Genomic DNA, 14,514 nt, shown 5'->3' on the forward strand with positions numbered 1-14,514 from the left:
AGTGACGTTACATAGCGATCACTACCCCACCCAAGGCGATGACAATCACCACCATCCACGCAGGCAGTTTCCAAACGGTCAGCAGTAAAAACCCCGTCAACGCCAGAACAAATTCATAAGGCCCAATAATCGCGCTGGTCCATACTGGTTGATATAGCGCCGCGCCTAAAATACCCACCACTGCCGCGTTAGCGCCGCGCATCAACGCCTGGGCGCTCTGCCAGCGGCGAAAATGATTCCAAAAGGGCAACACCCCCACCAACAGCAAAAAGCCAGGAATAAAGATCGCCAACAACGCCAGCAGCGCACCCACCACACCATTCATACCGGGCAGTAATGCGCCTAAGTAAGCAGCAAAGGTGAACAGCGGCCCTGGCACCGCCTGGGCAGCCCCATAGCCTGCCAAAAACTCATCTGCGGTAATCCAGCCGGATTGCACCACTTCCGCTTCCAACAGCGGTAAAACCACATGCCCACCGCCAAATACCAGCGCGCCAGAACGATAAAATGCATCTGCTACCGCTAGCCACGCGGCGCTACCGGCCAACAACGGCAGCAAACCCAGCAGCGTCGCGAATAGCACTAACGCGATAGTGCCTGCACGGCGAGATACCGGAAAATGCAGTGGTTCGCTAGGCGTAGCAGTAGCCACCATACGGCACAGCGCCAACCCCGCTATGCCACCCAGCACAATAGCGGCGACCTGCCCCAGCGGCCCGCTGACCATGACCACAACAAACACTGCCGCCAGCGCAATCCCCACCCGGGTTTTATCGGGGCAAAGGTTACGCGCCATGCCCCACACCGCGTGGGCCACAATGGCCACAGCCACCACTTTTAAGCCATGAATAATGCCGCTGGCAATCGGGCCATCCAGTACCGCCGCGCCAAACGCGAACAGCACCAATACAATGGCGGAAGGTAGCGTGAACGCTAGCCACGCCATGGCCGCGCCCCAAGGGCCAGCGCGCATTAACCCCAAGGCAAAGCCTACTTGGCTACTAGCAGGCCCCGGCAAAAATTGGCACAGCGCCACAAGATCCGCGTAGGCGCTTTCGCTTAACCACCGGCGGCGCTCCACAAAGGCCGTACGAAAATAGCCTAGGTGCGCCACCGGCCCGCCAAACGAGGTCAACCCCAACGCCAAGAACGCCCAAAACACCTCGCTTACCCGACCGTTCAGATGCTGTTTTTCAGACATAGCGTACGCTACCCCGTGTGAACAAAAGGCCTAACTTACCTGTTAAAACTGACACGGTGATGACAATGCTCACCATCACCCAGCCGGATGAGCCGCCACCGCGGGTGCGCTAACGCTTACACCGCGCTACAAAATCTGCCTATTCAATGCGTTAAGTAGCGCGTGGTAACGAATATCGCGAGGAACGAGCGAATGAGGCACCCGCGACAGGCGGCGGAACGACGCCCATCGCCGCTACTCTCAACCTCCGAGGGTGCGCTGACGCTTACACCGCGCTACAAAACCTGCCTATTCAATGCGTTAAGTAGCGCGTGGTAACGAATATCGCGAGGAACGAGCGAATGAGGCACCCGCGGCAGGCGGCGGAACGACGCCCATCGCCGCTACTCTCAACCTCCAAGGGTGCGCTAACGCTTACACCGCGCTAATAAACCTTCCCACTCAATGACTTATATGCAGATTAATCGGTAACCGCACCCGTGCTGGCAGAGCTGACCAACTTGGCATACTTCGCCAGCACGCCTTTGCGATAGCGCGGTTCTGGCTGCTGCCAGGCGGCACGGCGACGCATCATTTCTTCATCACTGATGTCGACATCAATGGTGTCGGCTTCAGCATCAATGGTAATGGCATCACCATCTTGCACCAGCGCCAACGGGCCACCATCGAAGGCTTCCGGAGACACATGCCCAACCACAAAACCATGGCTGCCGCCGGAGAAACGCCCATCGGTAATTAGCGCCACATCATTACCCAACCCACGCCCCATAATGGCAGAGGTTGGCGTAAGCATTTCGCGCATGCCGGGTCCGCCTTTCGGGCCTTCATAACGAATCACCACCACATCGCCTGCCACCACGGTGCCGTCGTTAATGCGCGCCTGGGCTTCTTCTTCAGAGCCAAACACCCGTGCCGAACCGCTAAAGCGCGTTCCTTCTTTACCCGTAATTTTGGCCACTGCGCCTTCCGGTGCTAGGTTGCCAAACAGGATACGCAGGTGGCTTTCGGCTTTAAGCGGGTTACCCAGCGGCGCAATAATCTGTTGATCCATAGGGTAAGGCTCAACGTCTTCCAGGTTTTCGGCCAGCGTTTTACCCGTCACCGTTAAGCAGTCGCCGTGCAGTAATCCAGCATCCAGCAAAATTTTCATCAACGGCTGAATACCGCCAATCGCCACCAGCTCGCTCATCATATAGTGGCCGCTGGGGCGCAGATCAGCGACCACCGGTACGCGCTTGCCAATCTCAGTGAAGTCAGAAAGCGACAGTTCAACGCCAATGGTGCGCGCCATGCCAATCAAGTGCAGCACCGCGTTAGTCGAGCCACCCAGCGCAATCACCACGGTAATCGCATTTTCAAATGCTTCGCGGGTCATGATGTCAGAAGGTTTGATGTCACTGGCCAACAGCGCCAGCACGGCCTCACCTGCCGCTTTACAGTCATCGCGCTTGTCTTGGGAAATGGCGTTCTGCGCCGAGCTACCCGGCAGGCTCATACCCAATGCTTCAATGGCAGACGCCATGGTATTGGCGGTGTACATACCGCCACAGGAACCCGGGCCAGGAATCGCGGTTTCTTCGATGTTTTTGAGCTCGATCAGATCAATATCACCACGGGAGTGCGCGCCCATCGCCTCAAATACCGACACGATATCGGTATGGCCTTTACCAGGCATAATGGTGCCACCATACACAAACACGCTGGGGCGATTCAGCCGCGCCAAGCCCATCACGCAACCCGGCATATTTTTATCGCAACCGCCGATAGCCACTAAACCATCGAAGCCTTCACAACCCGCTACGGTTTCAATGGAATCAGCGATCACCTCGCGGGAAACCAGCGAGTACTTCATACCTTCCGTGCCGTTAGCGATGCCATCGGAAATAGTGATGGTATTAAAGATAACCCCTTTGCCGCCCGCCGCGTCGGCACCGTCACGGGCGAACTCTGCCAACTCACCAATATGGCTATTGCACGGGGTCACCATACTCCAGGTAGAGGCAACGCCCACCTGGGGCTTAGTAAAGTCATCATCGTTAAACCCCACCGCCCGCAACATCGCGCGGCTGGCCGCTTTGCCAGGGCCGTCCACTACTTGAGAAGAGTGGCGGCGGGTATTGTTAGTAGGCTCGGTCATAGGGAGTTCCTCTTTGCTTGACTCACATCGCGTTACGCACGGTATCCGCATAGCTTGGCGATATAACGCGCATCCCGCAAGACACTTAACTTATGGCACCATAGTGCTACGCGCTATTCCCACTGCCTAATGCCGCGAAGGAACACCACCGCATGCCTGCCAATTCACACTGCTCACCAACACCGTTCTCGCCAACGTTGCTTACCCCTGGCTTTATGGTGGTGCACGCTAACCGCCTGGAAGACTTGCGCGGGCTGGTGGTGCAGTGGATGCGCTTGCACCCGTTGGGGGCGCTGGAAAACGAGACCATTCTGGTGCAGAGCAACGGCATTGGGCAGTGGTTAAAACTAGCGCTGGCGGAAGACCCAGAAAACGGCGGCGCAGGCATCGCCGCCGCGTTGGATGTCATGCTGCCTGCGCGGTTTCTATGGCAGGCCTACCGCACGGTGCTCACCCACGTTGACCAGGACGGCGACGCGGTACCTGAAACCTCGCCGTTTGATAAATCGCGCTTGGTATGGCGGCTGCTGCGCCTGCTGCCCAGCCTATCTGGGCTGGAAGTGTTCGCACCGTTGGCACAGTTTTTGGAAGTCGACCGCGACCAGCGCAAACACTACCAACTGGCCGAGCGGCTGGCGGATTTGTTCGACCAGTATCAGGTCTACCGCGCCGACTGGCTGGATGCCTGGGCCAACGGTGACGACGTACTGATAACCGCTCGGGGCGAACCCCGCCCGCTGGAAGAACATCAGCGCTGGCAACCTGCGCTATGGCGCATACTGCGCGAAGACGTTGCCGCCACCCAAGGCGATGCAGGTCTGAACAGTAGCCGCGCCCAGGTGCATCGGCGCTTTTTGAACGCCACTGAACAGCTGGAAGGCCAACCCTGCCCGCGCGGCCTGCCCCGGCGGCTAATCATTTTTGGTATTTCATCGCTGCCCCAACAAACCCTGGAAGCGCTAGCGGCGCTCTCGCGCTGCTGCCAAATTGTGCTGTGTGTACACAATCCCTGCCAGTTCTACTGGGCGGATATCATCGAGCACAAGGATTTACTGCGCGCCAACCGCTACCGCCAGCGGCGCAAAACCGGTATGCCTGAAGCGCTAGATGTACTGGGCACTGGCGACGCCGACGATGCCCTGCATCTACACGCCCAGCCGCTACTCGCTGCCTGGGGCAAGCAGGGCCGCGACTACCTGCGCCTACTAGATGAACACGACGATTCGGGCAACTACCAAACCTTGTTTGAGCAGCAGGCGCTGCGTATTGATATGTTCGAGCCGTTTAACGGCGTTGATCGCGACTGCCTGCTCAGCCAACTCCAAGATGATATTCGCGAACTTCGCCCCGTGGCGGAAACCAAAACTCACTGGCCCGCGCTAAGTTCGGCAGATGACTCCATGGTGTTTCATATTGCCCATGGCCCCCAGCGGGAAGTTGAGATTCTTCACGACCAGCTGCTAGCCGCCTTCAGTGCCGACCCCGATCTGCGCCCACGGGATATCATCGTGATGGTGCCAGACATCGACCGCTACGCGCCGCATATCGCCGCAGTGTTTGGCCAGCTACAAAACGATGACCCGCGGCATATCCCCTATACGCTTTCCGACCAAGCCAGCCGCCACCGCCTGCCGCTAATGATTGCCCTGGAAAAGCTGCTGCGCCTGCCAGAGCTGCGTCTTTCGGTCAGCGATTTGCTGGATCTGCTCGATGTGCCCGCTCTGCGCCAGCGCTTTGGGCTTGAAGAGCGTGACCTGCCGGTGCTAGAGCGCTGGATGGAAGGCGCAGGCATCCGCTGGGGGCTGAACGCCAAGCAGCGCCAGACTCTCGAACTTCCTGGCGGGCTAAGCCAAAACACCTGGGCCTTTGGCCTGCGCCGCCTGCTGCTGGGCTACACCGTGGGCGAAGGCCACGCATGGCAAGGCATTGAACCGTTTGACGACATCGGTGGGCTGGAAGCCGGCCTTGCCGGGCCGTTAGCCACCCTGCTGGAAAAGCTCGAAGAGACCTGGGAAACCTTCTGCCAGCCCACTGATCCCGCCAGTTGGGTAGCGCGGCTGCGCACGCTGCTAGAAACCTTCTTTCTTACCGACGACGCCCAAGAAAGCGTGATGCTCACCAAGCTGGAAAACGGTTTGCAGCAGATGCTGGAAAGCAGCGCAGAAGCTCAATTAAACGACCCGCTGCCGCTTTCCATGGTGCGCGAACACTGGCTGGCACAGATTGATGAACACAGCCTTTCCCAGCGCTTTCTAGCAGGTGCGGTTAACTTCGCCACGCTAATGCCCATGCGCGCCATTCCGTTTAAGCGCGTGTGCCTGCTAGGCATGAACGACGGTGAATACCCACGCTCCCAGCCACCGCTAGATTTTGACTTAATGGGCAGTGACTACCGCCCCGGCGACCGCTCCCGCCGGGAAGACGACCGCTACCTGTTTTTGGAAGCGCTGCTCTCCGCCCGGGACCAGCTCTATATAAGCTGGGTCGGCAGAAGCCAAATCGACAACACCCCGTTACCGCCTTCGGTGCTGGTCGGCCAACTGCGTGACCACCTAGAAGCAGGCTGGCAGCTCGAGAACGGTACGCCGCTGCTGGAAGCGCTGACCACCGAGCACCCGCTGCAGCCGTTTAGCCGCGTTTACTTCAACAACGCAGCAAACCGACTCTTTACCTATGCACATGAATGGCGCGAGGTACACGCACCGCGCACGCCTCAGGCTGCCCAAACCACACTTCCCCCACCGGAAAACACCCCGACCAGCCTGACGCTTGGCCAATTGGGCCAATTCCTGCGCGAGCCAGTACGTGCCTTCTTCAATACCCGACTGGGGGTGTATTTCGAGCAGGAAGCAATTGCAGAGCTGGACGAAGAACCGTTCGCCCTGGATGGCCTGCAAAACTGGCAGCTGCAAGACCAACTGATCGCCGCCCAGCGCTACGCCATTGATCGCGGCGAGCCACGCATCGAAGCACTGCACGCAGCCCTTGAACGCTTCCAGGGCCAAGGTGTACTGGCCATGGGCGCCTTTGGCGAGCGCATGCGCGATGCGTTAGCAGAACCCATGGAAGCGCTGTTCACCGGCTATGAAGAAGCCCTAGGCGCTTGGCCGATTGCGCTAGGTGACCCAGAAGCCATTCACTTGGAAGGCAAGAACGGTATTACGCTGGAAGATTGGCTAGGCGAACTACGCCAGGATGATGCGGGCAACCGCTGCCGCCTGTTATTACTCAGCAGCAGCCTGGTCAAGAACGGCAAGTACCAGTGGCATCTGCTGCTGCGCCACTGGGTTGCGCATTTAGCTGGCAACCTCAGCGGCCCGATGACCACACAGCTGCTTTCCAAGGCAGGCAATATCACCCTGGAACCTGTCGCTGCCGACACCGCCCGCGCCCACCTGGAAACCCAGCTAAACGCCTGGCAACATGGCCTGGAAGTGCCGTTACCGCTGGCCCCCCAAGCCGCCTTTGCGTGGCTGACAAAGCTGGGCACACCAGACATTGCCACTGAGAAAGGTCAGGAAAGCGACGCCTACGCCGCTGCCGTAAAAGTCTATGAGAGCGGTTACAAAACCACCGGCGAAGTCGAGCAAAGCCCTTATCTCGGCCACCAGTGGCCCCGCTTCGAGCGGCTGTTTTTCGACCGTATCGAGGTACCTCATGATGGCCAGCCACACACCTTCGCCACCCTGACAGACGCCCTCTACGCCCCGCTATTCAAGGCCGTCAAAAAGCCAGAGGGTAAAAAGCCGGAGGGTAAAAAGCAATGAAACGCCAGAAGGCCATCAGCGATACACCTTGCTTAACCGACCATCTCTACATAGAATTGTATGTATAATAAAACATATTTTAATACGTGTAGTTTAATACATCCAGAGGTTAACCATGGCCACCTTACTTGAACGTCCAGAAGACGCGGTCTCAGCGACTGCCATGGCGCGCACCTTCAGCGCTCGACTCAAAGAAATATCATCACGTTCGACGGATAGACTCGTGGTGTTCAAGGATAACCAGCCTGCCGCGGTACTGATGAACGTTCAGGCCTATCAGGATCTCGTTGATGAGCTTGAAGACCTGCGTATTGAGGCTATCGCCCGAGACCGCCTAGCGAGCTACCAGGCAGATCAGGCCGTCTCGCACGATGACATGCGCGCTCTATTTAGTCAGAACGATTGAGCCATGGCCTGGCATCTGCGCTATCACCCTGATGTTCAAAATGATCTCACCCGCTTGGGCTCCGCTGCAGCGAATCGCCTCCTTGATGTTATTGAAGAGAGGATCCGCGACGGCGAGCCTGACAAACTCGGCAAACCCCTTCGAGGCGCTCTAGCAGGCTGTAGGCGGATGCGTACGGGTAATACGAGAATCATCTATAAAGTGGATGGATCCGCTATCCAAGTGCTCATCATAGCGGTAGGAGCCCGGCGGGATGACGAAGTGTACGAACTTGCCAACCGGCGTATATAGCCAATCGGGCTTGTGTCTTGCTGGAACTCGGCTCTGACACTCGACCCAGGCTATTGCGCTGGCCCAGTCACAGCCCATTGACACAGAGAAAGCCGCATGAGCCAGGCTGACACACCCACCCCACTCAACCCGCTCACGCTACCGCTTCACGGCAGCCGCTTGATTGAAGCCAGTGCGGGCACGGGCAAAACCTTCACCATCGCGTTGCTCTACGTGCGCCTAGTACTGGGCGGCCAGCACAGCAAAGACGACAGCGCGTTTGTGCGCCCGCTCACCCCGCCGGAAATTCTGGTAGTCACCTTTACCAATGCCGCCACCCAGGAACTGCGTGAACGTATCCGCCACCGGCTGGTAGAAGCCGCCGCGGTGTTTAGAAAAGCACCGGGCGAGCCACCTGCTGACGATCCTTTACTCATTCAACTCCGCAGCCAATACACAGAGGCCACCTGGCCCGCCTGCGCCCGCCGCCTGGAACTAGCCGCCGAATGGATGGACGAAGCCGCCGTTTCCACCATCCACAGCTGGTGCTACCGCATGCTGCGCGAACACGCCTTCGATAGCGGCAGCCTGTTCTCGCTCAACCTGGAAAACGACCAGCGCGAACTGGAACAAGAAGTGGTGCGCGACTACTGGCGCACCTTCTATTACCCGCTGGATGCCGACTCTCTGGGCAGCATTACCCGCTACTGGAAATCGCCGGATAATCTCCACGAAGAGGTGCGCAAGCTGCTCCACGAAAGCGAGGCACTCGGCAGCCAACGCCACGCGCCAGCAGAAACGTTAAGCACTGCCGACGCCGAACGCAGCGCACGCCTTGAAGAACTAAAAGCTCCTTGGCGAGCGTGGGTAAATGAACTACGGCAGCTTTTTGACGATGGCCAAACAGCCAAGCACTTTGCCCCTGGCAAAATGCGCAAAGATCATCGAGGAAAATGGCTGGATAAAATTCAGCAATGGGCGGAAAGCGACCTTGTCAGTCCTGATATGGATAAGAAGGCCACTGCATGGAAGCGACTGACACCGGCGGGCATTGCTGAAATCTGGAACGGAGAGCCACCGAACCACCCAGCGTTTGAGGCGTTTGAGGCACTGCCCGCCGCCCTCAACGCCTTGCCGGAACCGCGTAACGACCTGCTGATTCACGCCGTGCAGTGGTGCAAAGTACGTATGGAGCGCGAGCAAGAACGCCGTGCAGAAATGGGCCCAAACGACCTGCTCACCCATTTAGACCGCGCCCTGCAAGGCCCCAACAAAGACGCCCTGGCAGCGCAGATTTTGCGCCAGTTCCCCGTCGCGCTAATTGACGAATTCCAGGACACCGACCCGATTCAGTACCGCATCTTTAACGCGGTCTATGACGTCGCCAACCCACGCCGCGACGCCGCCATGCTGCTGATCGGCGACCCCAAACAGGCCATCTACGCCTTTCGCGGTGCGGATATCTTCACCTACCTGCAGGCTCGCCAAGACACCGCAGGCCGCCACGTCACGCTGGGCACCAACTTCCGTTCCAGCCGCGCCATGGTGGAAGCCGTCAATCACTGCTTCCACTACGCCGATCAGCACCCCGCTGGGGCGTTTTTGTTTCGCGAAGACGGCGGCGACAACCCGCTACAGTTTTTGCCGGTAGCCGCCAAAGGCCGCGACGAACAGCTGGTCCTCCAAGGCCATCCGCTGCCCGCCATGACGCTCTGGCCGTTAACCAGCGAAGAACCACTTTCCAAAACCGCCTACCAAACCGAGATGGCCGAGTGCTGCGCCTCTTATATGGTGGAACTGCTCGCGGCAGGCCAAGGTGGCAATAAAGAAAGCAAAAGCGGTTTTCAGAAAGGCGATGACTTCACCCCGCTAAAGCCTTCCGATATGGCGGTGCTGGTCAACGGACTGCAGGAAGCCCGCGCCATTCGCTTAGCGCTGGCCAGCCGTGGAGTAAAGAGTGTTTACCTTTCCGACCACGACAAGGTGTTTAGCTCGCCCATGGCGAAGCAGGTAGAACGTTGGCTACGCGCCTGTGCCGAGCCGCTCGCTAGCTCCCGCCAGGCCGAAGCCCACCTGCGCGCTGCCTTGGCCACGCCTGTATTGGGGCTAAGCCTAGCCGACCTTGATCATCTGCAACAAAACGAACTGGCTTGGGAAGCACGGGTGGAGCAATTCAGCCACTACCACCGCCTATGGCAGCGCCAAGGTGTGCTGCCGCTTGTACGCCGCATGATGGTGGATTTCGATATTCCCGCCCGCCTGCTGGGGGAATTCGAAGAGGGTGAGCGCTTGCTCACCGACCTGCTGCACTTAGGCGAACTGCTGCAGCAAGCCAGCGCAGAATTGGACGGCGAACACGCGCTGATTCGCTTTCTGTACGAGGCCATTGCCGACCCAGAAAGCCACGGCGACAGCCACAAGCTGCGCCTGGAAAGCGACGCGGAGTTGGTCAAAGTGGTCACCATCCACAAATCCAAAGGCCTTGAGTACCCGCTGGTATTTCTGCCATTTATCGCCAACCACCGCCCGGTGAGCGATAAAGACATACCGCTGCGCTGGCACGACGCCCAAGGCAACCTTCAGCTCAGCCTAAGCGCCGATAAAGAAACACAGGCCACCGCCGACCGAGAACGCCTGGGGGAAGACCTGCGCAAGCTTTATGTAGCGCTGACCCGCGCCCGCCACGCGACTTGGCTGGGGCTAGCCCCGCTGCAGGGGTTGGAAAATAGCGCCCTCGGCTACCTAATTAGCGGCGGAAAAACCATTGCACCGGCAGAGCTAACCACCGCGCTGGAAGCGCTGGCTCAAGGCAGCGAGATTGTTGTCAGCGAGCCACCGGCACCCACGGCCCAGCGCCTTGCCCTCTCTGAACAAAGCGCCGAACAAAACGCCACGCTTGGGCACGCCCGCACGCCCACGCGCCCGGCCAAAGAGCACTGGTGGATTGCCAGCTACTCGGCGCTACGCCTTTCCGGCACGCTCAGCGCCCCCACGGCAACGCCCCTGGAGCCCACCACCGCCCAGGAAGCTACCGCGTTTGAAGTATTGGATGAGCCGCAGGAACTATCCCAGTTGGCCCAGCCAGATACTTTCCACCTGCATAAATTTCCAAGGGGGCCAGGGCCGGGCACATTTTTGCATGGGCTTTTGGAATGGGCAGGCAGGCAGGGGTTTGAAGCCGCTGCCAACGATCACGATTCACTCAACGATATGCTATGGCGGCGCGTGCAGCTGCGTGGCTGGCAAGCATGGCAGGAACCGCTGGCTGGCTGGCTTTCAGCGCTACTCACCACACCGTTGCCGCTGGCCGCGCCGAACCAACAAAGCGTCGCACTGACCGAACTCACCAGCTACCAAGTAGAGCTAGAGTTCTGGCTGGCCGCCCAACGGGTCAACACCCAAGCGATTGATGCGCTGGTCAGCAAGCACTTACTGCCAGGGGTTGAGCGCCCAGCGCTGGATGCCGATACCCTAAACGGCATGCTGAAAGGCTTTATTGATTTAGCCTTTGAGCACCAAGGGCGCTTTTACGTGCTGGACTGGAAATCGAACTATTTAGGGCCGAATGACAGCGATTACGAACCGGACGCCTTGCGCCATGCGTTGCTGGCCAAACGCTACGACCTCCAGGCCGCGCTTTACCTGCTAGCTATGCATCGGCTGCTCAAAGCGCGCCTGCCCAATTACGACCCGCACCAGCATCTAGGCGGTTCGATGACGGTATTTCTACGCGGCAGCCGCAGCCCAGGGCGCGGGGTATTTTCCGAACCCGCCCCGGTTGAACTGATCGAAGCACTGGATAGCCTGTTTGCAGGCGCATCGTTTTCAAGCCCCGCACAGGAAGCGACGGTATGAGTAAGCCAAAAGACACCCACACCTTCGACTTGTTTGGCGATGCCGTCGAGACACAGGATGCCCAGCCTTCAATAGCCCCCGCGCCAGTGAGCGCTCACCCTGCGTTAAGCGATACCACCGAATTGCTAACCCTATGCGAGCGCTGGGTAGCCAGGGGCTGGCTGCGTGATTTAGACCGCGCCCTGGTGCGCTTTCTAGCGGCAGAAGCACCGGATGCCCCAGCGCTGCTGCTGTTAGCCGCCGCCCTGGCCAGCCACCAGCTAGGCCGAGGCCATGTGTGTCTGGATTTAACCGCCACGCTTAACGCACCGGATTTCGCCCTTTCGCTACCGCCAGAAGGGGATGATTTAACCGACCCGCCACCGCTGCCTAGCGACGTGCTGGCAACGCTCACGCTAAGCGAATGGCAAGCCGCGCTGCATCACCCACTGCTCACCAGCGAAGGCCCCGGCAACACGCCGCTGGTGGTAGTGACCGCTCACTCAGCTTCAGAAACGCGACTCTACTTGCGTCGCTACTGGCAGTATGAACAAACCCTGCACCAGCAAATCGCCAGCCGCTTAGAAGATGAAAACACCCCCCACACACAGGCGATGAATGATAACGCCACGACGGCAACTGATAACCGTTGTAGGAGGCCAATTTATTGGGCGATGGGTGACGATAGTCACCCTGGCCTTCTCCCCCAGGCCCTGCATATTCTGTTCAAGCCAAGCGACGACCTCGACTGGCAAAAAACCGCCTGCGCCCTGGCCGCCCGCAGCCGCTTCGGCATTATTACCGGCGGCCCCGGCACCGGCAAGACCACCACCGTGGTGCGCCTGCTCGCCCTGCTGCAAACGCTGCAACTGGCTCACTCACCCAACCAGCCGCTGCGCATTCGCCTAGCCGCCCCCACCGGCAAAGCCGCCGCCCGCCTGAATGAATCCATCGCCGGGCAAGTCAGCCAACTCCCCTTCAAAGAATTAGCCACTTTGCTGGAAGGAGCTTTGTGGGAGGGAGCTTCAGCTCGCGAAAATGAGGCCACAGAACAGCTAAAAGCCGCGATCCCAACTGAAGTGACAACACTGCACCGCCTTCTAGGTGCCCGCCCCGATACTCGCCACTTCCGCCACAGCGCCGCCAATCCGCTAGCGCTGGATGTGCTGGTCATCGACGAAGCCTCCATGGTGGATATCGAAATGATGGCCGCCGTACTGAGCGCCCTGCCCGCCAATGCCCAGTGCGTGCTGCTGGGGGATAAAGACCAGTTGGCCTCGGTAGAGGCTGGCTCGGTACTTGGCGATTTATGCCGCCGCGCCGAGGCCGCCCACTACACGCACGAAACCGCCCAATGGCTGGAAAGCGCCACCGGCCAGCCGCTACCGCCAAAGTACCTGGATGCTGAAGGCCAGCCACTCGACCAAGCCATTACCATGCTGCGGGTAAGCCACCGCTTTAACGAACACAGCGGCATCGGCCAGTTGGCCCAGGCGATTAACCAGCCCAGCCATACCCAAACTGATCGGGAAAAACAGCAGGCCGTTAACGCCGTGCTGCGCCATGGCTACCCAGACCTGCACCACCTAACGCTTTCAGAGGACACCGCGCTGGATAAGCTGGTCATTCACGGCAGCGCGGATAAGTTTCTGAATAGTGGTGAAGGCCGCACCAACCACAAAAATGAACCCATCGCCCCGCCCACCGGCTATCGCCATTACCTAAAGGTGCTGAACGCGCAGCGCCCGCGTGGGGAATCGTTTGAGGACAACCCAGCGGCCTATAATGCCTGGGCTGCTGAGGTTCTCAGCGCCTACAGCCACTTTCAATTGCTATGCGCGCTGCGCAAAGGCCCCTGGGGGGTAGAAGGCCTAAACCTGCATATCGCCAAAACCCTGCGCAGCGAAAAGCTGCTGTTTGGCAGTGATTACACGTTAGAGAAAGGCTGGTATGAAGGCCGCCCGGTACTGGTCACCCAAAACGACTACGGCCTAAAACTGATGAACGGCGATATCGGCATCACCCTCGCCGTGCCAGACCCGCGCACGCCGGGTAAATCGCTATTACGCGTTGCCTTTCCGACAAGCGACCCGGAAAAAACCATCCGCTGGGTACTGCCCTCCCGCCTGCACGCGGTAGAAACCGTATTTGCGATGACGGTACACAAATCCCAAGGCTCGGAGTTCCTGCACACCGCCCTGCTGCTACCGCCCACTATCAACCCGATTCTCACCCGCGAGCTGGTCTACACCGGCATCACCCGCGCCCGCGACTGGCTCACGCTGGTGGAAGCCAAAGGCGGGGTGTTGAATGAGGCGGTGACTAGGGAGGTTATGAGGGTGAGTGGGATGTAGGAAATCAAAACCGATATTAGTGGTGATAATGTCGGTCTTCGGCCAAGAGCGGATGTTAAAGAGTTTTCAGATTAATGATGTTCACAACATCTATTCCACGCCCCCTGCCCTAAAACGCGGAGCGTGGCGGGCTGGGAATGTCAGTTTCCGTCCTTGAATTTTGCTTTACAATTGCCGCTCATGCACATGGTACAGTAGTGCTCTCTATCCTCATGCTGGGTACCCTCAGCGATGATAATGCCGCAGCCGTTGCAGAACAGGGTGCCAATCCCGTCTTCGAATTTCACAATTGCATGTTCGTAGTCCATAAAGTTCTCCGCGAAGACCCCATCCTGCAAGAACGGGTAGTAATAGCTTGTCAGCAAAAGCCGACCTTTATCTGATATTTCCTTCGATGGCGCTATCAGGCGTCAGTTCAATTTCCTCTCGACCATCAGGTTGATACAGATAATAACAACGCACCTAAACAGCACAGGCTAAGCAATTCTCTCCCTGGCAACAGATGCATTCAGTGCCATAATTCTCGGATATGCAACTCTGCATCA

At 58.6% G+C, this 14,514-nt stretch carries 9 protein-coding genes; 6 read left to right on the plus strand and 3 right to left on the minus strand.

The features are described from left to right. Positions 1 to 7: 7 nt before the first annotated feature. A complete protein-coding gene (gene chrA / locus K1Y77_RS12055) occupies positions 8 to 1,201 on the minus strand; it encodes a chromate efflux transporter (RefSeq protein WP_264428710.1) in 1,194 nt (397 codons plus the stop codon). A gap of 192 nt (positions 1,202 to 1,393) precedes the next feature. Between chrA and K1Y77_RS12060 the strand changes: the two genes are divergently transcribed. Beyond that, positions 1,394 to 1,519 carry a hypothetical protein gene (locus K1Y77_RS12060; RefSeq protein WP_264428712.1) on the plus strand — a complete coding sequence of 42 codons (126 nt, stop codon included), beginning with the start codon at positions 1,394 to 1,396 and terminating at the stop codon, positions 1,517 to 1,519. Positions 1,520 to 1,661: 142 nt separating this feature from the next. On the opposite strand, the gene ilvD is transcribed toward K1Y77_RS12060, so the two are convergent. Then, on the minus strand, positions 1,662 to 3,338 hold the full coding sequence (gene ilvD, locus K1Y77_RS12065) for a dihydroxy-acid dehydratase (protein WP_030073394.1): 1,677 nt from the start codon (positions 3,336 to 3,338) through the stop codon (positions 1,662 to 1,664). Positions 3,339 to 3,490: 152 nt separating this feature from the next. On the opposite strand from ilvD, the gene recC reads away from it, so the two are divergent. The 5 genes from recC to recD all read left to right on the plus strand — a co-directional run bounded on the left by recC (position 3,491) and on the right by recD (position 13,969). Beyond that, positions 3,491 to 7,105 carry an exodeoxyribonuclease V subunit gamma gene (gene recC, locus K1Y77_RS12070; RefSeq protein WP_264428714.1) on the plus strand — a complete coding sequence of 1,205 codons (3,615 nt, stop codon included), beginning with the start codon at positions 3,491 to 3,493 and terminating at the stop codon, positions 7,103 to 7,105. A gap of 115 nt (positions 7,106 to 7,220) precedes the next feature. Continuing rightward, entirely contained in the window at positions 7,221 to 7,511 is a 291-nt protein-coding gene (locus tag K1Y77_RS12075) for a hypothetical protein (RefSeq protein WP_035536706.1), read from the plus strand. A gap of 3 nt (positions 7,512 to 7,514) precedes the next feature. Continuing rightward, on the plus strand, positions 7,515 to 7,802 hold the full coding sequence (locus tag K1Y77_RS17400) for a type II toxin-antitoxin system RelE family toxin (protein WP_030073398.1): 288 nt from the start codon (positions 7,515 to 7,517) through the stop codon (positions 7,800 to 7,802). A 96-nt stretch (positions 7,803 to 7,898) separates the two neighbouring features. Further along, complete coding sequence (recB, locus tag K1Y77_RS12080) at positions 7,899 to 11,636, plus strand: exodeoxyribonuclease V subunit beta (RefSeq protein ID WP_264428716.1); 3,738 nt, start codon at positions 7,899 to 7,901, stop codon at positions 11,634 to 11,636. Then, positions 11,633 to 13,969 (plus strand): exodeoxyribonuclease V subunit alpha, encoded by a 2,337-nt coding sequence (gene recD, locus K1Y77_RS12085; RefSeq protein WP_264428717.1) that lies wholly within the window; start codon positions 11,633 to 11,635, stop codon positions 13,967 to 13,969. Before recB ends, recD begins: the two co-directional genes overlap by 4 nt. Before the next feature lie 140 nt (positions 13,970 to 14,109). On the opposite strand, the gene K1Y77_RS12090 is transcribed toward recD, so the two are convergent. After that, entirely contained in the window at positions 14,110 to 14,277 is a 168-nt protein-coding gene (locus K1Y77_RS12090; RefSeq protein ID WP_167520875.1) for a hypothetical protein, read from the minus strand. Between the last annotated feature and the right edge of the window lie 237 nt (positions 14,278 to 14,514).

The sequence above is a fragment of the Halomonas qaidamensis genome (assembly GCF_025917315.1).
In the GTDB taxonomy this organism is placed as follows: Bacteria; Pseudomonadota; Gammaproteobacteria; order Pseudomonadales; family Halomonadaceae; genus Vreelandella; species Vreelandella qaidamensis.